Source organism: Enterobacter sp. UPMP2060, from assembly GCF_053709655.1.
In genome coordinates, this window is the sequence record NZ_JBSKJQ010000006.1 from 138,324 (window position 1) to 155,281 (window position 16,958).

Annotated in this window: 20 protein-coding genes; 6 read left to right on the plus strand and 14 right to left on the minus strand. The window is 57.4% G+C overall.

Features of this window, described 5'->3' with window-relative positions; translation table 11 throughout:
* The first annotated feature begins 2 nt into the window (after positions 1-2).
* The gene (locus ACWKXN_RS14295; protein WP_454543944.1) at positions 3-1,223 is read left to right on the plus strand and encodes an MDR family MFS transporter; all 1,221 of its coding nucleotides are present in this window, start codon (positions 3-5) and stop codon (positions 1,221-1,223) included.
* Between the two features lie 5 nt (positions 1,224-1,228).
* On the opposite strand, the gene ACWKXN_RS14300 is transcribed toward ACWKXN_RS14295, so the two are convergent.
* Positions 1,229-1,573 (minus strand): nitrous oxide-stimulated promoter family protein, encoded by a 345-nt coding sequence (locus tag ACWKXN_RS14300; RefSeq protein ID WP_033146396.1) that lies wholly within the window; start codon positions 1,571-1,573, stop codon positions 1,229-1,231.
* A gap of 175 nt (positions 1,574-1,748) precedes the next feature.
* On the opposite strand from ACWKXN_RS14300, the gene ACWKXN_RS14305 reads away from it, so the two are divergent.
* Positions 1,749-1,979: a SymE family type I addiction module toxin gene (locus ACWKXN_RS14305; protein ID WP_023333217.1), complete on the plus strand. Its 231-nt coding sequence runs from the start codon at positions 1,749-1,751 to the stop codon at positions 1,977-1,979.
* 113 nt (positions 1,980-2,092) lie between these two features.
* A complete protein-coding gene (mutS, locus tag ACWKXN_RS14310; RefSeq protein WP_033146397.1) occupies positions 2,093-4,654 on the plus strand; it encodes a DNA mismatch repair protein MutS in 2,562 nt (853 codons plus the stop codon).
* A gap of 92 nt (positions 4,655-4,746) precedes the next feature.
* Here the strand turns inward: mutS and ACWKXN_RS14315 are convergent, their stop codons facing one another.
* From ACWKXN_RS14315 to ACWKXN_RS14325, 3 genes are read right to left on the minus strand one after another with little or no spacing between them, the layout of a single operon-like run.
* Positions 4,747-4,968: a non-oxidative hydroxyarylic acid decarboxylases subunit D gene (locus ACWKXN_RS14315; protein ID WP_454543945.1), complete on the minus strand. Its 222-nt coding sequence runs from the start codon at positions 4,966-4,968 to the stop codon at positions 4,747-4,749.
* A gap of 10 nt (positions 4,969-4,978) precedes the next feature.
* Entirely contained in the window at positions 4,979-6,406 is a 1,428-nt protein-coding gene (locus tag ACWKXN_RS14320) for a non-oxidative hydroxyarylic acid decarboxylases subunit C (protein ID WP_454543946.1), read from the minus strand.
* Positions 6,396-6,998, minus strand: a complete 603-nt coding sequence (locus ACWKXN_RS14325; protein ID WP_047746445.1) for a non-oxidative hydroxyarylic acid decarboxylases subunit B — start codon at positions 6,996-6,998, stop codon at positions 6,396-6,398. The genes ACWKXN_RS14320 and ACWKXN_RS14325 overlap by 11 nt, the downstream gene beginning before the upstream one ends.
* 171 nt (positions 6,999-7,169) lie before the next feature.
* Between ACWKXN_RS14325 and ACWKXN_RS14330 the strand changes: the two genes are divergently transcribed.
* Entirely contained in the window at positions 7,170-7,577 is a 408-nt protein-coding gene (locus tag ACWKXN_RS14330) for a MarR family winged helix-turn-helix transcriptional regulator (RefSeq protein WP_033146401.1), read from the plus strand.
* Here ACWKXN_RS14330 and ACWKXN_RS14335 read toward each other — a convergent pair.
* Positions 7,574-8,461: a LysR family transcriptional regulator gene (locus tag ACWKXN_RS14335; protein ID WP_048976046.1), complete on the minus strand. Its 888-nt coding sequence runs from the start codon at positions 8,459-8,461 to the stop codon at positions 7,574-7,576. The two genes, ACWKXN_RS14330 and ACWKXN_RS14335, sit on opposite strands and share 4 nt — an antisense overlap.
* A 108-nt stretch (positions 8,462-8,569) precedes the next feature.
* On the opposite strand from ACWKXN_RS14335, the gene ACWKXN_RS14340 reads away from it, so the two are divergent.
* Entirely contained in the window at positions 8,570-9,772 is a 1,203-nt protein-coding gene (locus tag ACWKXN_RS14340) for an MFS transporter (protein WP_454543947.1), read from the plus strand.
* Positions 9,769-10,146 (plus strand): DUF4440 domain-containing protein, encoded by a 378-nt coding sequence (locus ACWKXN_RS14345; RefSeq protein WP_454543948.1) that lies wholly within the window; start codon positions 9,769-9,771, stop codon positions 10,144-10,146. The genes ACWKXN_RS14340 and ACWKXN_RS14345 overlap by 4 nt, the downstream gene beginning before the upstream one ends.
* 52 nt (positions 10,147-10,198) lie before the next feature.
* Here the strand turns inward: ACWKXN_RS14345 and rpoS are convergent, their stop codons facing one another.
* The 9 genes from rpoS to ACWKXN_RS14390 form a co-directional block, all read right to left on the minus strand.
* Positions 10,199-11,191, minus strand: coding sequence for an RNA polymerase sigma factor RpoS (gene rpoS, locus ACWKXN_RS14350; protein WP_008499600.1), 993 nt, complete (start codon positions 11,189-11,191; stop codon positions 10,199-10,201).
* Between the two features lie 59 nt (positions 11,192-11,250).
* Positions 11,251-12,375: a murein hydrolase activator NlpD gene (nlpD, locus tag ACWKXN_RS14355; protein ID WP_033146405.1), complete on the minus strand. Its 1,125-nt coding sequence runs from the start codon at positions 12,373-12,375 to the stop codon at positions 11,251-11,253.
* Between the two features lie 116 nt (positions 12,376-12,491).
* The gene (locus tag ACWKXN_RS14360) at positions 12,492-13,118 is read right to left on the minus strand and encodes a protein-L-isoaspartate(D-aspartate) O-methyltransferase (protein ID WP_023333224.1); all 627 of its coding nucleotides are present in this window, start codon (positions 13,116-13,118) and stop codon (positions 12,492-12,494) included.
* Positions 13,112-13,873 (minus strand): 5'/3'-nucleotidase SurE, encoded by a 762-nt coding sequence (gene surE / locus ACWKXN_RS14365; protein ID WP_023308990.1) that lies wholly within the window; start codon positions 13,871-13,873, stop codon positions 13,112-13,114. Before surE ends, ACWKXN_RS14360 begins: the two co-directional genes overlap by 7 nt.
* Positions 13,854-14,903, minus strand: a complete 1,050-nt coding sequence (gene truD, locus ACWKXN_RS14370; RefSeq protein WP_454543949.1) for a tRNA pseudouridine(13) synthase TruD — start codon at positions 14,901-14,903, stop codon at positions 13,854-13,856. Before truD ends, surE begins: the two co-directional genes overlap by 20 nt.
* Complete coding sequence (gene ispF / locus ACWKXN_RS14375; protein ID WP_032660285.1) at positions 14,900-15,379, minus strand: 2-C-methyl-D-erythritol 2,4-cyclodiphosphate synthase; 480 nt, start codon at positions 15,377-15,379, stop codon at positions 14,900-14,902. Before ispF ends, truD begins: the two co-directional genes overlap by 4 nt.
* Positions 15,379-16,089 (minus strand): 2-C-methyl-D-erythritol 4-phosphate cytidylyltransferase, encoded by a 711-nt coding sequence (gene ispD / locus ACWKXN_RS14380; RefSeq protein WP_454543950.1) that lies wholly within the window; start codon positions 16,087-16,089, stop codon positions 15,379-15,381. Before ispD ends, ispF begins: the two co-directional genes overlap by 1 nt.
* A 19-nt stretch (positions 16,090-16,108) precedes the next feature.
* On the minus strand, positions 16,109-16,420 hold the full coding sequence (ftsB, locus tag ACWKXN_RS14385; protein ID WP_008499609.1) for a cell division protein FtsB: 312 nt from the start codon (positions 16,418-16,420) through the stop codon (positions 16,109-16,111).
* A gap of 166 nt (positions 16,421-16,586) precedes the next feature.
* Positions 16,587-16,913, minus strand: coding sequence for a DUF3561 family protein (locus tag ACWKXN_RS14390; protein WP_008499610.1), 327 nt, complete (start codon positions 16,911-16,913; stop codon positions 16,587-16,589).
* Positions 16,914-16,958 lie beyond the last annotated feature (45 nt).

The window sequence follows — 16,958 nt, forward strand, 5'->3', positions numbered from 1 at the left end:
CGATGCCCCTTCGCCCTGCCGCCGCGCTCTGGCCGCCCGTCTTACTGGGTAGCCAGTTTGTTTTCAACATTGGCTTTTACGCCGTCGTTCCCTTCCTAGCGATATTCCTGCGCGACGACATGCTGCTCTCCGGCGGACTGATCGGGCTGATCCTGGGCCTGCGTACCTTCTCGCAACAGGGGATGTTTATCGTTGGCGGTGCGCTATCGGATCGGTTTGGCGCGAAAGTGATTATCCTGAGCGGCTGTATTGTTCGTGTTTCAGGCTATCTGCTGCTGGCCTTCGGGGAATCCCTGTGGCCGATTATTCTGGGCGCGTGTCTGACGGGCGTTGGCGGCGCATTATTCTCCCCCTCGATTGAGGCACTGCTGGCAAAAGCAGGCACTCACAGCGAGGCAAAAGGCAAACGCGGCCGCGCGGAGTGGTTTGCGCTCTTTGCCGTCTGCGGAGAGCTCGGCGCGGTACTGGGCCCGGTTGCTGGCGCCCTGCTCACCGGCCTCGGCTTTCGTCAGGTGGCGCTGGCGGGGGCAGGCGTCTTTATCATTGCGCTAGTGGTGCTCTACTTTTGCCTGCCTGCTGCTGGCCACCGTTCACAGACGCTGAAAATACAGCCCTGGTGGACAACGTTCCACCAGCCGCGCTTTGTCGCCTTTATCATTGCCTACAGCTCGTGGCTGTTAAGCTATAACCAGCTTTATCTGGCGCTGCCGGTGGAAATCCAGCGTTCTGGCGGTAACGAGAAAGATCTCGGCCCGCTTTTTATGCTGGCCTCCGTTCTGATCATCACCTTACAGCTGCCGCTGGCCCGCTTCGCCCGTCGCGTGGGCGCGGTGAGAATTCTGCCGGTGGGATTTTTGCTGCTGTCAGCCGCCTTTGCGAGCGTGGCGACGTTCGCCCCGATAACGCCGCCGGAAGGCTGGCTGCGCTTGCGGCCTTCAGTCTGTTTTGTGACGCTGTTAACGCTGGGGCAAATGCTGCTGGTGCCATCGGCTAAAGATCTGATCCCTCGGTTTGCGGAGGAATCCACGCTTGGCGCGCACTACGGCGCACTCGCCACCGCCGGAGGCATAGCGGTACTGGCGGGAAACCTGGTGTTTGGCAGCCTGCTGGACCGCGCGCTGGTGCCCTCAACGCAGGCGATGTACCCCTGGCTGCTGCTGGCCCTCTTCCCGCTCTGCAGCGCGCTGGCTCTGAAGGTGATTTGCCGTCCACTGAGACGCTGAACCGATCACTTTTTCGGACCGTACTTCTCCGGCAGTTCCGGCACGGGACGGCGGTCATCCATCAGATGGCGAACGGTAAGAATAGGATGACGCCATAACATACGCGGGCCTGCCCAGCGCATAACCTGCTTCATCTCTTCACGTCTGGCAGGCTGGTAACAGTGTACGGGGCACTGCTTGCAGGCCGGCTTTTCCTCACCGAAAACGCATTTATCCAGGCGCTTATCGGCATACGCATTGAGCGCCTGATAATACCCTTCCTCCTGAGAGGCCTGTGGACACTGCTTTTCATACAACGCGATCATTTTCGCGATGGTCTCTTTTTCTCGTGAGATGCGTTTACCGGACATAGCGGATTACCGAATAATAAAGTGCATCGATAATACACCTTTCAACACTGGATTTCAGCGGTTGCATTTCGTTTCCTGAAGGCTGATTCCAGTTTTAGCCCTGCACCGGCGAACAATCACTGGTATTTTATACAGGCATCAGAAATGACCTTTGTCCATGTTGTCTGGAGACCCTATGCAAGAGCTCACGATCGGCAAACCCTATCGCCATTTGAAAGTGGGATATTTTAGAAAGCGCCATGAAGACCGCAATACCAAAATACCGAAGCGCTACAGCGTACATGCGGCGCTGAGCTTAAAAGGTGACTGGCTTGAAAAGGCGGGGTTTACGACCCATTCCCGAGTCAGGGTGGGCGTGGAGCATGGAAAAATTGTCATCGAATTAATGGCGGAAGATGCCTCGTAAAGCCACGACATTTTTCTGCGCCGGACCTTTTTTTCATGCGACAATAGAAGGAACAAACGGCCATTGAGCCCATCAAAACGGTTTATTTTCAAAGAAATGGACATCATAACTCCATGAGCACAATCGACAATTTCGACGCACATACGCCGATGATGCAGCAGTATCTGAAGCTGAAAGCACAGCATCCGGAAATCCTGCTGTTTTACCGTATGGGCGATTTTTACGAGCTGTTTTATGACGATGCTAAGCGTGCATCGCAGCTGCTCGACATCTCGCTGACCAAACGTGGCGCATCGGCAGGCGAGCCCATTCCTATGGCAGGTATCCCGCACCACGCGGTAGAAAACTACCTGGCGAAGCTGGTGAATCAGGGCGAGTCCGTTGCCATCTGCGAACAGATCGGCGATCCGGCGACCTCAAAAGGCCCGGTGGAACGCAAAGTCGTGCGCATCGTTACGCCTGGCACCATCAGTGATGAAGCCCTGTTACAGGAGCGCCAGGATAACCTGCTGGCAGCGCTGTGGCAGGACGGTAAAGGCTTTGGCTACGCGACGCTGGATATTAGCTCCGGACGTTTTCGTCTGAGTGAACCGGCTGACCGTGAAACGATGGCCGCCGAACTGCAGCGCACCAACCCGGCAGAATTGCTCTATGCCGAAGATTTCGCCGAAATGGCGCTGATTGAAGGTCGTCGCGGGTTGCGCCGTCGTCCGCTGTGGGAATTCGAAATTGATACCGCGCGCCAGCAGCTGAATCTGCAGTTTGGCACCCGCGATCTGATTGGCTTTGGCGTGGAAAACGCACCGCGCGGGCTGTGTGCGGCCGGTTGTCTCCTGCAGTACGTGAAAGATACCCAGCGCACCGCCCTGCCGCATATCCGCTCTATCACCATGGAGCGCCAGCAGGACAGCATCATCATGGATGCCGCCACGCGCCGTAACCTGGAGATCACGCAGAACCTGGCGGGTGGCGTAGAAAATACGCTCGCGTCGGTCCTCGACAGTACGGTAACGCCAATGGGCAGCCGCATGCTGAAACGCTGGCTGCATATGCCGATCCGCGATACCGAGACGCTGGTTTGCCGTCAGCAGACGATTGCCGCGTTGCAGGATCGCTATACCGAGCTGCAGCCGGTTCTGCGCCAGGTGGGCGATCTGGAGCGTATCCTTGCGCGTCTGGCACTTCGAACAGCACGACCACGCGATCTCGCGCGGATGCGTCATGCTTTCCAGCAGCTGCCGGAACTGCGCGCGCAGCTGAGTGACGTTGACAGCGCGCCGGTACAGAAACTCCGCGAAACCATGGGCGAATTTACCGAGCTTCGCGAACTGCTGGAGCGCGCTATTATCGATGCGCCTCCGGTTCTGGTGCGTGATGGCGGCGTGATTGCCCCAGGCTACAACGAGGAGCTGGACGAATGGCGCGCGCTGGCCGACGGTGCGACGGACTACCTCGATAAGCTGGAAATCCGCGAGCGCGAGCGTCTTGGGCTCGACACACTGAAAGTGGGGTATAACGCGGTACACGGTTACTACATTCAGATTAGCCGCGGGCAGAGCCACCTGGCGCCGATTCACTACGTGCGTCGCCAGACGTTGAAAAACGCCGAACGCTACATCATTCCTGAACTGAAAGAGTACGAAGACAAAGTCCTCACCTCGAAAGGCAAGGCGCTGGCCCTGGAAAAACAGCTGTATGACGAGCTGTTCGACATGCTAATGCCGCACCTGGGCGACCTGCAGCAAAGCGCCAGCGCGCTGGCGGAGCTGGACGTGCTGGTGAATCTGGCAGAACGCGCTGAAACGCTGAACTACACCTGCCCAACCTTTACCGACAAGCCCGGCATTCGCATAACCGAAGGCCGTCACCCGGTGGTAGAACAGGTGCTGAACGAACCGTTCATCGCCAACCCGCTGAGCCTGTCACCGCAGAGAAGAATGTTGATCATTACCGGTCCGAACATGGGCGGTAAGAGTACCTATATGCGTCAGACGGCGCTGATTGCGCTGCTTGCGTATATCGGCAGCTACGTCCCGGCGCAAAACGTGGAGATTGGCCCCATCGACCGTATCTTTACCCGCGTCGGGGCAGCGGACGATCTGGCGAGCGGTCGCTCAACCTTCATGGTCGAGATGACCGAAACGGCAAACATTCTGCATAACGCGACGGAGCACAGCCTGGTGCTGATGGACGAGGTCGGACGCGGAACGTCAACCTACGATGGTCTGTCGCTGGCATGGGCCTGTGCGGAAAGCCTTGCGAATAAAATCAAGGCCATGACGCTGTTTGCCACCCACTATTTCGAACTTACGCAGCTGCCGGAGAAAATGGAAGGGGTTGCGAACGTTCATCTGGATGCGCTGGAGCACGGCGATACCATTGCCTTCATGCACACGGTGCAGGATGGCGCGGCGAGCAAGAGCTATGGCCTGGCCGTCGCGGCGCTGGCAGGTGTGCCGAAAGAGGTGATCAAGCGCGCGCGTCAGAAACTGCGTGAACTGGAAAGCCTGTCACCGAATGCGGCGGCGACGCAGATTGATGGTACGCAGATGTCGCTGTTGGTGCCTGCGGAAGAGACGTCGCCTGCGGTGGAAGCGCTGGAGAACCTCGACCCGGATTCACTGACGCCGCGTCAGGCGCTGGAGTGGATTTACAGGTTGAAGAGTCTGGTTTAGTTTTCTGCGGTCTGTTTTGTCGGGTGGCGGCTTCGCCTTACCCGACCTACAAAACCGTAGGCCCGGTAAGCGCAGCGCCACCGGGCTTTTTTTTACAGCAGAAGCGGGATCGTCGGCACCTGCGGCGCCTCGTCAATATCCTTCTGCGTCATGCGGAACGCTTCCGGGTAATGCTCGCGGCTGGTACGGCGCAGCGGTTCAGTATTACGCCAGGTATACAAACAATGCTGGCACTGGTAAACGGTCCAGACCCCTTTTACCGGCGACGTCGCCATCACTTCAATATGCGCATCGGCACAACGTGGACAAATCATCTTTTCCTCCTTATTGACGTGCTGCCAGCATCGCGGTCAGTTTTTCAGCCCAGGCTTTGGTTTCAGGCAGATCTTGTACCGGCTGGCTGTAGTGGCCCCGGGTGTCCGGCGCGACAGGCGTGGTGGCATCGATAATCAGTTTGTCGGTAATGCCCGCCGGGCTGGAGCCAGGATCGAGTTCAAGGACAGACATGTTCGGCAGTTGCACCAGATCGCCTGCCGGGTTCACTTTCGACGACAGCGCCCACATCACCTGCGGGAGGTTGAACGGATCGACATCCTCATCCACCATAATTACCATCTTCACGTAGCCCAGACCGTGCGGCGTGGTCATGGCGCGTAAACCCACCGCGCGGGCAAAACCGCCGTAGCGTTTTTTGGTGGAGATAATCGCCAGCAGACCGTGGGTGTACATCGCGTTCACCGCCTGCACTTCCGGGAATTCCGCTTTCAGCTGCTGGTAGAGCGGCACGCAGGTGGCTGGTCCCATCAGATAGTCAATCTCGGTCCACGGCATGCCGAGGTAAAGGGATTCGAAAATCGGCCTGGTGCGGTAAGAGACTTTGTCGATACGGACCACCGTCATATTACGGCCACCGGAATAGTGTCCGGTAAACTCGCCAAACGGCCCCTCGATTTCCCGCTTGCGGCCTTCAATCACTCCTTCCAGAATCACTTCAGAACCCCACGGCACATCGAAGCCGGTCAGCGGCGCGGTGGCAATCGGGTACGGGCTTTCACGCAGCGCGCCGGCCATTTCATACTCGGACTGATCGTATTTCAGCGGCGTGGCGCCCATCAGGGTGATGATCGGGTCGTTGCCCAGCGTAATCGCAATCGGCAGGTCTGCACCGCGCTCTTCCGCCTTGTGCAGATGCAGGGCGATATCGTGCATCGGAACAGGCTGCAGGCCGAGCTTGCGCTTACCCTTCACTTCCATGCGGTAGATCCCGACGTTCTGCTTGCCGAAGTTGTCCGGGTCGAGCGGATCGCGCGAGACAACGCACGCTTTATCGAGATAAAAACCGCCGTCACCGTCGTTCAGACGAAACAGCGGCAGGATATCGAACAGGTTAATGTCTTCACCGTCCACCGTATTCTGCGCCCAGGCCGGGTTGGCGCGACGCTCCGGCGTGACGGGGAATTTATCCCAGCGGCGGATAAACTCGTCGATCTGTTTTTTTACCGGAGTGTTCGCAGGGAGCCCCATCGAAATGGCGTGGTTCTGCCAGGAGCCGATGGTGTTCATCACCACGCGGGCATCGGTAAAGCCACGAATGTTGTCGAACCACAGCGCGGGCGCGCCGTCGCCAATGCGGCCGGTCGCGTTGGCTGCCGCCGCCAGATCGGGCTCGGCGTTAACCTCTTCCTCAATTTTCAGCAGCTGCCCTTGCTCATCGAGCGCCTGCAGGAAGCTTCTCAAATCATCAAATGCCATCTTTATTCTCCTGTGAAAAATGTTTCCCCTCCCGCAACCCGTTCCAGCGGCGCGCCTTTTTATGCTCCAGCCCGAACTGATCGAGTACGCGGGTCACGATGTGCTGGGTAATGTCATCTGCGGTTTGTGGGTGGTTGTAATACGCAGGCATGGGCGGCACCATCGCCACGCCCATGCGGGAAAGTGCGAGCATGTTCTCAAGATGAATGGTGCTGAGCGGTGTTTCACGCGGAACCAGCACCAGCTTGCGCCCCTCTTTCAGCACCACGTCAGCCGCGCGTCCCACCAGCCCTTCGGCGTAGCCCGCGCGGATCCCCGCGAGCGTTTTCATGCTGCAGGGAATGACGATCATGCCGTCGGTGCGAAACGAGCCGGAGGAGATGGTGGCGGCCTGGTCAGCCGGACTGTGGACAACGTCAGCCAGGGCAGCAACGTCCTGCGCGGTGTAGGGCGTTTCCAGCTCAATGGTGGTTTTTGCCCACTTAGACATGACCAGATGCGTCTCCACCTCCGGCATTTCCCGCAGCGCCTGCAGCAGCGCCACGCCCAGCGGTGCGCCCGTTGCCCCCGTCATTCCCACTATCAATCTCATTCATCACCTCAATACTTTGTTCGTGTACGAACATTATAGATAAGCTACTCCAGGATCGTTTACCTGACAAGATCGTTCGCATACGATCACACGAATGGCTAAATGATGCCGCGTTAAAATTGAGAGCAATAGCGGCTATCATAGGGGGAGATTTTTTCCGTCGGAGTGTTCATGGAACTAAGACAAGAGGCGTTCCACCTGTTACGTCAGCTTTTTCAACAGCATACCGCGCAGTGGCAACATGCCTTACCGGAACTGACCAAGCCACAGTATGCGGTGATGCGCTCTATTGCCGAGCATCCGGGTATTGAACAGGTGGCGTTGACCGAAGTGGCGGTCAGCACGAAAGCAACCCTGGCGGAAATGCTCAGCCGCATGGAGGCGCGCGGGCTGGTCAAACGCGAGCACGATCCGGCCGACAAGCGCCGCCGGTTTGTCTTCCTGACCCCAGAAGGTGAAGCCCTGCTTGCAGGCTGTAAACCGCTTGGCAACGAGGTGGATGAGGCGTTTTTAGGACGTCTTAACAAGGCCGAGCGGGAGCAGTTCTCTGCGCTCATCAAAAAGATGATGCACGATTAATTCACGCTGGTGCGCATAAAATCGATAAACGTGCGCACCTTCGCCGTCACGTGCCGGGCATCGGGATAAACCGCATAGATGCCCTGCTGCGCAAAGGTATATCCCGGTAAAACCGGGACCAGTTTTCCCGCATCAAGCGCATCGCGCGCCAGCCATTCCGGCAGTAACGCCACGCCTCCGCCAGCAAGTGCAAAGGCCATAAGAGCCTGCGCGCTGTCGGCAAACAGGCGCGGCGCTTTTTTTATCTCCAGCGTTTCAGGCGCACCGCTGGCATCCTTCACCTGCCAGCGCAGCGGCGAGGCCAGGCGCTCGTGAATAATCCAGTCGGCGTTGGCAAGGTGCGCAAGCGTTTCGATCGGATGGTTAACGAGCCACCCGGGCGTCGCGACGGGGAGAATGGAGAAGTGCGAAATCAGCGCGGCGTGGTTGCGCGAATCGGCAAGCGTTCCCAGCCGGATAGCTACGTCAAAGCGCTCCGAGATAAGGTCGGCGTGCAGGGAGGACGAAACGTGCCGCACGCGAAGATCCGGGTGTTGCTGGCTAAACCTGGCCAGCAGCGGCACCACCACCTGTGAGCCATACTCGGGCGTCGTCGTGATCCGCAGTTCGCCAGTGAGCCCCGCATGATTCGCGCGGACATCATCCTGCAGCCGTTCCGCATCCTTCAGAAGCGCCACGCTGCGTTGATGAAAGAGCGCGCCCGCCTCGGTTAACGTCAGACGGCGGGTGGAGCGCAGCAGCAGCGTAACGCCCAGCTCATCTTCAAGCTGGCGAATATTGAAGCTGACCACGGCTTTTGTCAGCCCCATTGCCTCGGCTGCGGCAGTGAAACTGCCGGTGTCGGCCACCGCGACAAACATCTGAGCCCGCTGCAGGTTAATCATCACCACGCCTTTTACTGTCAAAATATTTTTGACAGTATATCGCGCTTTGTCAGGTTTATCCGTTCTTCCCGGATCGATACGATACGCCACCTCACCGGAGGATCCACCATGACGTATCGCAGCAAAGTCGCCGTTGTTTACCTGCTTGGCTTTTTTCTTGATTTGATCAACATGTTCATTGCCAGCGTCGCCTTCCCGGCAATGGCTCACGCCTTTAACACCACGCCTTCAGCCCTTGCCTGGGTCAGTAACGGGTACATTGCCGGCCTGACGCTGGTGATCCCGTTTAGCAGCGTGCTCACGCGCCGCATCGGGCCAAAGCGAGTCATACTGCTCTCGCTTTTTCTGTTCAGCGCAGCCTCCGCTGCGGCGGGCCTGTCTGCAACGCTTGAAAGTCTGATCGCCTGGCGAGTACTCCAGGGCGTGGGAGGGGGCTTACTGATCCCCGTCGGACAGGCGCTGACCTGGCAACAGTTTAAGCCTCACGAGCGTGCCCGACTCTCCTCGGCGGTGATGCTGGTGGCGTTGCTTGCCCCGGCCTGCTCTCCTGCTATCGGAGGACTGCTGGTGCAGACGCTCAGCTGGCGATGGATATTTTTCGCCACGCTACCGGTCGCTATCGTGACCTTTGTTTTGGCCTGCCTGTGGCTTAAACACGAAATGCCCGCGATGAAAGCGGCCAGACTGCTAAACCTGTCGTTGCTCGCGGACCCGCTTTTGCGTTTTTCCATGCTTGTCTATATCTGCGTACCCGGCATGTTTATTGGGGTGAACGTCACGGGCATGTTTTATCTTCAGCATGTGGCGAACATGAGCCCAGCCGCAACGGGGATGCTCATGCTGCCGTGGTCCGTGGCATCGTTTATCGCCATCACGGCAACGGGACGCTATTTTAACCGTATCGGCCCCCGACCGCTGATCGTCATCGGTTGCCTGCTGCAGGCGACGGGTATTCTGCTTTTGATTAACGTCAGTTCGGCGACGCTGCTGCCTGCCGTTGCGTTTACCCTGATGGGCGCGGGGGGAAGCCTGTGCAGCAGTACGGCTCAAAGCAGCGCTTTTCTGACGACGCGCCGGGAAGAGATGCCGGATGCCAGCGCGCTGTGGAATCTTAATCGGCAGCTGAGCTTTTTTGCCGGCGCCCTGCTGCTGGCGCAGGCGCTGAGCCTGGCGCAGGCCTGGCTGCCACCGCTCGCGGCCTGGCACGGGATGTTTATTTTTGCCGCAGGCATGACCTTTCTGCCTGTACTGTACGTTTTTCGTCTTAACAATACGCAGGTGCTCACCCAGCTGCGACAGGAGAATTCATGACGCCTTTCGAACACGACATTATCGACCTCCACATTGCGCTTGAAAACTGGTTAGGCAAAGGTGAAGGAGATCCCGACGCCCTGCTCGCCCGCTTCAGCCCGGATTTTCTGATGATCCCGCCGGGCGGCGTTCAGATCGACTATATCGGTCTTGCCAGTTTTCTGGAAAACCAGCGCGGAAGCCGTCCAGGACTGAAGATCGTCATTGACGAATTGTCCACGATCCAGCGCTGGGATCGTGGCGCGGTGCTCCACTACCATGAGACGCAAACCCGGCCGGACCTGCCCGTCAACGTGCGCTGGTCAACCGCGGTGCTCAATCAGGAAGGCGATCGGATAGTGTGGCGTCTGCTGCACGAAACGGCTAAGCCGTAGCGCAAAAGAAAAAGGCCCGTCTCACGACGGGCCTTTTTTGACGAAAGGTTGCTTATTCACGGAACAGCGCTTCGATGTTCAGACCTTGCCCCTGCAGGATTTCACGCAGGCGGCGCAGACCTTCAACCTGAATTTGACGAACACGTTCACGGGTCAGGCCAATTTCGCGGCCGACGTCTTCCAGTGTCGCAGCTTCATACCCCAGTAAACCGAAACGACGTGCCAGCACTTCACGCTGTTTGGCGTTCAGTTCGAACAGCCATTTGACGATGCTCTGCTTCATGTCATCGTCCTGCGTGGTGTCTTCCGGACCGTTGTCTTTTTCATCGGCCAGGATGTCCAGCAGCGCTTTTTCGGAGTCGCCACCCAGCGGGGTGTCAACGGAGGTAATGCGCTCGTTGAGACGCAGCATACGGCTTACGTCATCAACCGGTTTATCGAGTTGTTCGGCAATTTCTTCTGCGCTTGGCTCGTGGTCCAGTTTATGGGACAACTCGCGCGCGGTGCGCAGATAAACGTTCAACTCTTTGACGATGTGAATCGGCAGGCGGATCGTACGGGTCTGGTTCATAATAGCCCGTTCGATGGTCTGACGAATCCACCAGGTCGCGTAGGTTGAGAAACGGAACCCGCGTTCCGGGTCAAACTTCTCAACTGCGCGGATGAGACCTAAGTTGCCCTCTTCAATCAGATCCAGCAGAGCCAGACCACGATTGCCGTAACGGCGGGCAATTTTCACGACCAGTCGCAGGTTACTTTCAATCATGCGACGACGCGAGGCTACATCACCACGCAAAGCACGACGTGCGAAATAGACTTCTTCTTCGGCCGTTAGCAGTGGGGAGTAACCAATCTCCCCAAGGTAAAGCTGAGTCGCGTCCAGTACACGCTGTGTGGCACCCTGCGATAACAGCTCTTCTTCAGCCAAATCGTTATCACTGGGTTCCTCTTCTACTAAGGCTTTTTCGTCAAAAGCCTCTACTCCGTTCTCATCAAATTCCGCGTCTTCATTTAAATCATGAACTTTCAGCGTATTCTGACTCATAAGGTGGCTCCTACCCGTGATCCCTGAACGAGACACCCTGGCTGGCATGCCCCGTCAAATTATCGCTGCGGCAAATACTGCAGCGGGTTTACGGATTTCCCCTTGTAACGAATTTCAAAATGCAAGCGTGTAGAACTGGTTCCGGTGCTACCCATGGTAGCGATTTTTTGCCCCGCCTTAACTTCTTGTTGTTCCCGGACCAGCATTGTGTCGTTATGGGCGTAGGCACTCAGGTAATCATCGTTATGTTTGATGATAATAAGATTACCGTAACCGCGCAGAGCGTTACCGGCATACACAACGCGCCCGTCTGCGGTCGCGATGATAGCCTGTCCTTTACTCCCTGCGATATCGATCCCTTTATTTCCCCCCTCGGAGGAAGAGAAGTTCTCGATAACCTTGCCGTCAGTTGGCCAGCGCCATGCAGAGATTGGCGAACTGGAGGTCATACTGCTGGCAGTCGGTTCAGTAGAGCTAACCACAGGTGCCGTTACCGGTGCTGTGACAACAGTCGCAGTCCCTTTATTATTCGGCAACATTTTGTTAGCAGTCTGATCACCTGAATCCTCAGAATACGTAATTACAGGTTGTGAAGCAACCACCGTGGTGGATTTTTGTGCAGGCTTAACGCTGTTATTTTGAGCCGTCACATCGGCCGCTGAAACGGTGTTGCCAGGCGTAAGCGGCGTGCCCGTCGCGTTGCCAACCTGGAGCGTTTGCCCAACTTCCAGACCGTATGGGGCCTGGACGTTATTGCGCTGCGCGAGGTCACGGAAATCGTTCCCGGTGATCCACGCAATGTAGAACAGCGTATCCCCGCGTTTCACGGTATAGGTGCTGCCACCGGTATAGCTGCCTTTCGGAATGTTCCCATACTGACGGTTATAGACTATGCGGCCATTCTGGGTCTGAACAGGCTGTTCCACTGGCTGAATCTGCGTCGGCTGCGTCATTGGACGCTGAACCGGCTGGATTGGCGGATTTTGTTGCGCCGTAGAGGTACCCATTTTAGGCGGAGGAGTGATCAACATTCCGCCGGACGTGTTACCCGAGCCGCTGTTTCCGCCGACAGAACTGACGGGCGCAGGCGCGTTATTAGAACTTGTACAGCCTGCCAGCCAGAGCGAAACCAGTGATAATGCCGCAACACGGCTGATGGTGAATTTAGGGCTTCCCGCGCTCATTTATCCCCCAGGAATGTGTTAACTACCAGTGACTTAAAATTTACCGTGATGGCACGAATCTTTCGCGCCACACCATACGCTGAATTTGCCTTAATAACCCTGGATAATTCCGAGTCTCAGGCCAACTCCCCCTTGACCAGAGGCACAAAGCGCACGGCTTCCACGGTGTCGATAATAAACTCGCCGCCGCGCCGACGAACGCGCTTCAAAAGCTGCTGCTCGTCCCCGACGGGCAGAACAAGAATGCCCCCCTCATCCAGCTGCGACAACAGGGCCGCAGGAATTTCAGGCGGGGCCGCCGTCACGATGATCGCGTCAAACGGCGCGCGCGCCTTCCAACCCTGCCATCCATCACCGTGTCGTGTCGAAACATTATGTAAATCAAGTTGTTTCAGGCGACGACGCGCCTGCCACTGTAAACCTTTAATCCGTTCAACGGAGCATACATGATGAACCAGATGCGCCAGGATCGCGGTTTGATACCCCGACCCGGTGCCAATCTCCAGCACGCGGGAGTCAGGCGTCAGCTCCAGCAGCTCCGTCATGCGCGCCACCATGTAAGGCTGCGAAATCGTCTGGCCCTGTCCGATGGGCAGCGCCACGTTTTCCCACGCTTTGTGTTCAAACGCCTCGTCTACAAATTTCTCACGCGGAACCTGAGCAAGCGCTTCAAGCACGTGCTCGTCGCGGATCCCCTGCGCGCGGAGTTGTTCCAGAAGAGTTTGTACACGTTTGTTTACCATTGCGCGTTCACTCCTGCGCGATCCAGCCAGCCCGACACCACATCATGCGCGCTATACGCGGTTAAATCTACGTGCAGCGGGGTAACCGAAACATAGCCTTCATCCACGGCGGCAAAGTCGGTATCCGGACCCGCATCGCACTTATCGCCGGGAGGGCCAATCCAGTAAAGCGTGTTGCCGCGAGGATCCTGCTGCGGGATCACCTGATCGGCAGGATGTCGGCTTCCGCAACGGGTGACGCGAATGCCTTTAATTTCATCGAGAGGAAGATCCGGCACGTTGATGTTGAGGATGCGCCCGGTACGCAACGGCTCGCGGCCGAGCGCCCGCAGGATCGAACAGGTCACCGCGGCGGCGGTGTCGTAGTGCGTGTGGCCGTTTAACGAGACCGCCAGCGCCGGGAATCCAAGATGGCGCCCTTCCATTGCGGCCGCCACGGTGCCGGAGTAAATCACGTCATCGCCGAGGTTAGGACCGGCGTTAATGCCGGAAACAACGATATCCGGACGCGGCCGCATCAGCGCGTTCACGCCCAGAAAAACGCAGTCGGTTGGCGTGCCCATCTGCACGGCAATATCGCCATTTTCAAAGGTAAAGGTGCGAAGCGACGACTCCAGCGTCAGGGAGTTAGACGCTCCACTGCGGTTACGATCGGGCGCCACGACCTGCACGTCCGCGAATTCGCGGAGGTGTTTCGCCAGGGTCTGAATGCCTGGCGCGTGGATACCGTCATCGTTACTCAGCAATATTCGCATAATCACCCGAGGTGTTGATAAGTTCCCTGACAACACTGGTGGCAAAGCTACCTGCCGGTAGCCAGAAGCGTAACTCGACGGTCACGTCATCCCACCAGTTCCAGCTTAACTGCTGCGGATAGAGCAGCATCGCGCGGCGTGCCGCTTCGACTTTTTCCCGCACCAGCAAGGATTGCAATTCTGGCGCATCCGCTACGGCTAACTGCTCGGCAGCCAGCGCGTCGCCCTGTGTTCCCCAGTCGCCCGTACCAGGCAGCGCGGCGGTAATCATCAGCGCTTTTGCGTCCACGCGCGACTGCACATCGGCCATTTCTTCAGCCGTTGCCACAAACCAGCTTCCGCGTCCCGCTAATTGTAGCGCATCGCCAACAACAACTTGATTCGCGTCCGGTTTTTTCAGCCTTTCGCTCACAATCTGATTAAACAACGCGCTGCGGGCCGCCGACAACCAAAAACTGCGTTTATTCCTGTCGCGCACCGGGGCATCGCTTTGCGCCCAGCGCAGCGCACCCTGCAGGTTGCTGCCGCCAATGCCAAAGCGCTGCGCGCCAAAGTAGTTCGGTACACCGCGTTCACTGATCGCGTTCAGACGTTTTTCAACGTCTTCGCGGTGAGACACTTCACGCAGCACCAGCGTAAAGTCGTTCCCCTTCAACGCCCCCAGACGCAGTTTGCGCTTGTGGCGGGCGAATTCCAGTACCTTACAGCCTTCAAGCTCAAATTTGCTTAAATCAGGCATCGTATTGCCGGGAACGCGCACGCAGAGCCACTGTTCCGTGACGGCATGTTTATCTTTCTGTCCGGCAAAGCTCACTTCACGGGCATGGATTTTGAGGAATTTTGCCAGCGCGTCGGCCACAAAGCGGGTATTGCAGCCATTTTTCAGAATACGCACCAGGATATGTTCGCCTTCGCCATCCGGCTCAAAGCCCAGATCCTCCACCACGAGGAAATCTTCCGGGCTGGCTTTCAGCACCCCGTTCCCCTGCGGTTTACCGTGCAGGTATGTCAGGTTGTCGAAGTCTGTCATTTGCTCGCCTTCAGCAGCAGCGCCACAGCTTCACAGGCAATTCCTTCTCCACGCCCGGTAAAGCCCAGCTTCTCGGTCGTCGTCGCTTTAACGTTCACGTCGTCCATATGGCAGCCCAGATCTTCTGCAATAAACACGCGCATCTGCGGAATATGCGGCAGCATTTTCGGGGCCTGGGCAATAATCGTCACGTCGACGTTGCCGAGGATGTAGCCTTTCGCCTGAATGCGGCGCCACGCTTCGCGCAGCAGTTCGCGGCTGTCCGCGCCTTTAAATGCCGGGTCGGTGTCCGGGAACAGCTTGCCGATATCGCCCAGCGCGGCAGCGCCCAACAGCGCGTCGGTCAGCGCATGCAGTGCCACGTCGCCATCAGAATGCGCCAGCAGTCCTTTTTCATAGGGAATGCGCACGCCGCCAATGATAATTGGGCCTTCTCCGCCAAAGGCGTGTACATCAAAACCGTGTCCAATTCGCATTATGCCTTCTCCTGATGGGTCGAACGGGTAAGATAAAATTCCGCAAGCTGTAAATCTTCCGGACGCGTCACTTTAATATTATCAGCACGTCCTTCAACAAGCTCAGGGTGGAAACCGCAATACTCCAGCGCGGAGGCTTCGTCCGTGATGGTCGCACCTTCTTTAAGCGCTCGCGTTAAGCAGTCGTGGAGTAATTCGCGGGGGAAAAATTGTGGCGTCATCGCGTGCCATAAATCGACGCGATCGACGGTGTGGGCGATAGCCTGTTTGCCCGGCTCGGCGCGCTTCATGGTGTCGCGCACCGGTGCGGCCAGAATCCCGCCAACCTTGCTTGTTTCGCTCAGCGCCAGCAGGCGCGCAAGATCGTCCTGATGCAGGCACGGACGCGCCGCGTCATGTACCAGCACCCACGGCGCGTTTCCGGCGGCCTGAATGCCCGCCAACACGGAATCGGCGCGTTCGGCGCCACCGTCAACGACGGTAATGTGTGGATGATTTGCCAGCGGCAGCTGCGCGAAGCGCGCATCGCCAGGGCTGATAGCGATGATCACACGCGTCACCCGCGGGTGCGCCAGCAGCGCCGCCACGGCGTGCTCGAGGATCGTTTTATCGCCAATAGAGAGGTACTGCTTGGGACATTCTGTCTGCATGCGCCGGCCAAAACCTGCGGCCGGCACCACGGCGCATACGTCCGAAAAAGTTACTGCCATGTCGTAATCCTGGGCCTGATTATCGATTGTTTTGTGCTGAGCCCTGATTGCGTTTAGACGCATCCGGAACCAGACGATAAAAGGTTTCGCCCGGCTTAGTCATACTGAGTTCATTGCGTGCGCGTTCCTCAATCGCCTCTTGCCCGCCATTGAGGTCATCAATTTCAGCAAAGAGTTGATCGTTTCGCGCCTTAAGTTTGGCGTTTGTTGCCTGCTGAGCCGCGACGTCATCGCTCACCCGGCTATAGTCGTGCAGTCCGTTCTTACCGAACCACAGCGAATATTGCAGCCAGATTAGCAAAGCCAGCAACAGCAGCGTTAGTTTACCCATCCTGCCCCCTGAAAAACGGCATCATCATCCCAAGACTTCCCCAGAGCACTACGCCGGGGTAACAGAGATGCCGCAACATCGCGGGCAAATGTACCACATTTTTTCCGCAGAATCGTCCTGCACAATATCGTTACACAGTTGGTTACGGTTTGAATTATGGCTGAAGTTAGCCCATGAGCCACAAAAATAACAGACCAAACATGAGAACCACCGTCACAATCGTGACCACGGTGCTGTAGAGGAGCTTACCGTTGAGCAGCGAGTGCAGCGCAATGCCGACGACAACCGCCACGGGCATCAACGCCAGAAAGAAAGGCCAGGTGTAGAGAAAGAAGAACAGCGTGTTGCCGCCGTAGATGAGAAACGGAATGCCAAGCGCCAGCAGCCATGAGACGAAGCCAATGATGGCCCCAGGAAATGACCAGGTCGTTTCGTCGTCGGTCGCTAGCGGCTCCGACCCGGTGGTGGTGATGTAATGTTCACTGTTGCGCATAGCTAATCCTGTGACCGTGACTGATCGTTCGGGAAGACAGCTCCC

Coding starts and splice junctions, on each gene's coding strand:
- ACWKXN_RS14360 (WP_023333224.1), bottom strand. CDS start 13,118: ATGGTAAACAAACGTGTACAAACTCTTCTGGAACAACTCCGCGCGCAG.
- ACWKXN_RS14330 (WP_033146401.1), top strand. CDS start 7,170: ATGGAACTAAGACAAGAGGCGTTCCACCTGTTACGTCAGCTTTTTCAA.
- ACWKXN_RS14340 (WP_454543947.1), top strand. CDS start 8,570: ATGACGTATCGCAGCAAAGTCGCCGTTGTTTACCTGCTTGGCTTTTTT.
- ACWKXN_RS14320 (WP_454543946.1), bottom strand. CDS start 6,406: ATGGCATTTGATGATTTGAGAAGCTTCCTGCAGGCGCTCGATGAGCAA.
- ACWKXN_RS14300 (WP_033146396.1), bottom strand. CDS start 1,573: ATGTCCGGTAAACGCATCTCACGAGAAAAAGAGACCATCGCGAAAATG.
- ACWKXN_RS14390 (WP_008499610.1), bottom strand. CDS start 16,913: ATGCGCAACAGTGAACATTACATCACCACCACCGGGTCGGAGCCGCTA.
- surE (WP_023308990.1), bottom strand. CDS start 13,873: ATGCGAATATTGCTGAGTAACGATGACGGTATCCACGCGCCAGGCATT.
- truD (WP_454543949.1), bottom strand. CDS start 14,903: ATGACAGACTTCGACAACCTGACATACCTGCACGGTAAACCGCAGGGG.
- mutS (WP_033146397.1), top strand. CDS start 2,093: ATGAGCACAATCGACAATTTCGACGCACATACGCCGATGATGCAGCAG.
- nlpD (WP_033146405.1), bottom strand. CDS start 12,375: ATGAGCGCGGGAAGCCCTAAATTCACCATCAGCCGTGTTGCGGCATTA.
- ACWKXN_RS14325 (WP_047746445.1), bottom strand. CDS start 6,998: ATGAGATTGATAGTGGGAATGACGGGGGCAACGGGCGCACCGCTGGGC.
- ACWKXN_RS14335 (WP_048976046.1), bottom strand. CDS start 8,461: ATGATTAACCTGCAGCGGGCTCAGATGTTTGTCGCGGTGGCCGACACC.
- rpoS (WP_008499600.1), bottom strand. CDS start 11,191: ATGAGTCAGAATACGCTGAAAGTTCATGATTTAAATGAAGACGCGGAA.
- ACWKXN_RS14315 (WP_454543945.1), bottom strand. CDS start 4,968: ATGATTTGTCCACGTTGTGCCGATGCGCATATTGAAGTGATGGCGACG.
- ACWKXN_RS14305 (WP_023333217.1), top strand. CDS start 1,749: ATGCAAGAGCTCACGATCGGCAAACCCTATCGCCATTTGAAAGTGGGA.
- ftsB (WP_008499609.1), bottom strand. CDS start 16,420: ATGGGTAAACTAACGCTGCTGTTGCTGGCTTTGCTAATCTGGCTGCAA.
- ispD (WP_454543950.1), bottom strand. CDS start 16,089: ATGGCAGTAACTTTTTCGGACGTATGCGCCGTGGTGCCGGCCGCAGGT.
- ACWKXN_RS14295 (WP_454543944.1), top strand. CDS start 3: ATGCCCCTTCGCCCTGCCGCCGCGCTCTGGCCGCCCGTCTTACTGGGT.
- ACWKXN_RS14345 (WP_454543948.1), top strand. CDS start 9,769: ATGACGCCTTTCGAACACGACATTATCGACCTCCACATTGCGCTTGAA.
- ispF (WP_032660285.1), bottom strand. CDS start 15,379: ATGCGAATTGGACACGGTTTTGATGTACACGCCTTTGGCGGAGAAGGC.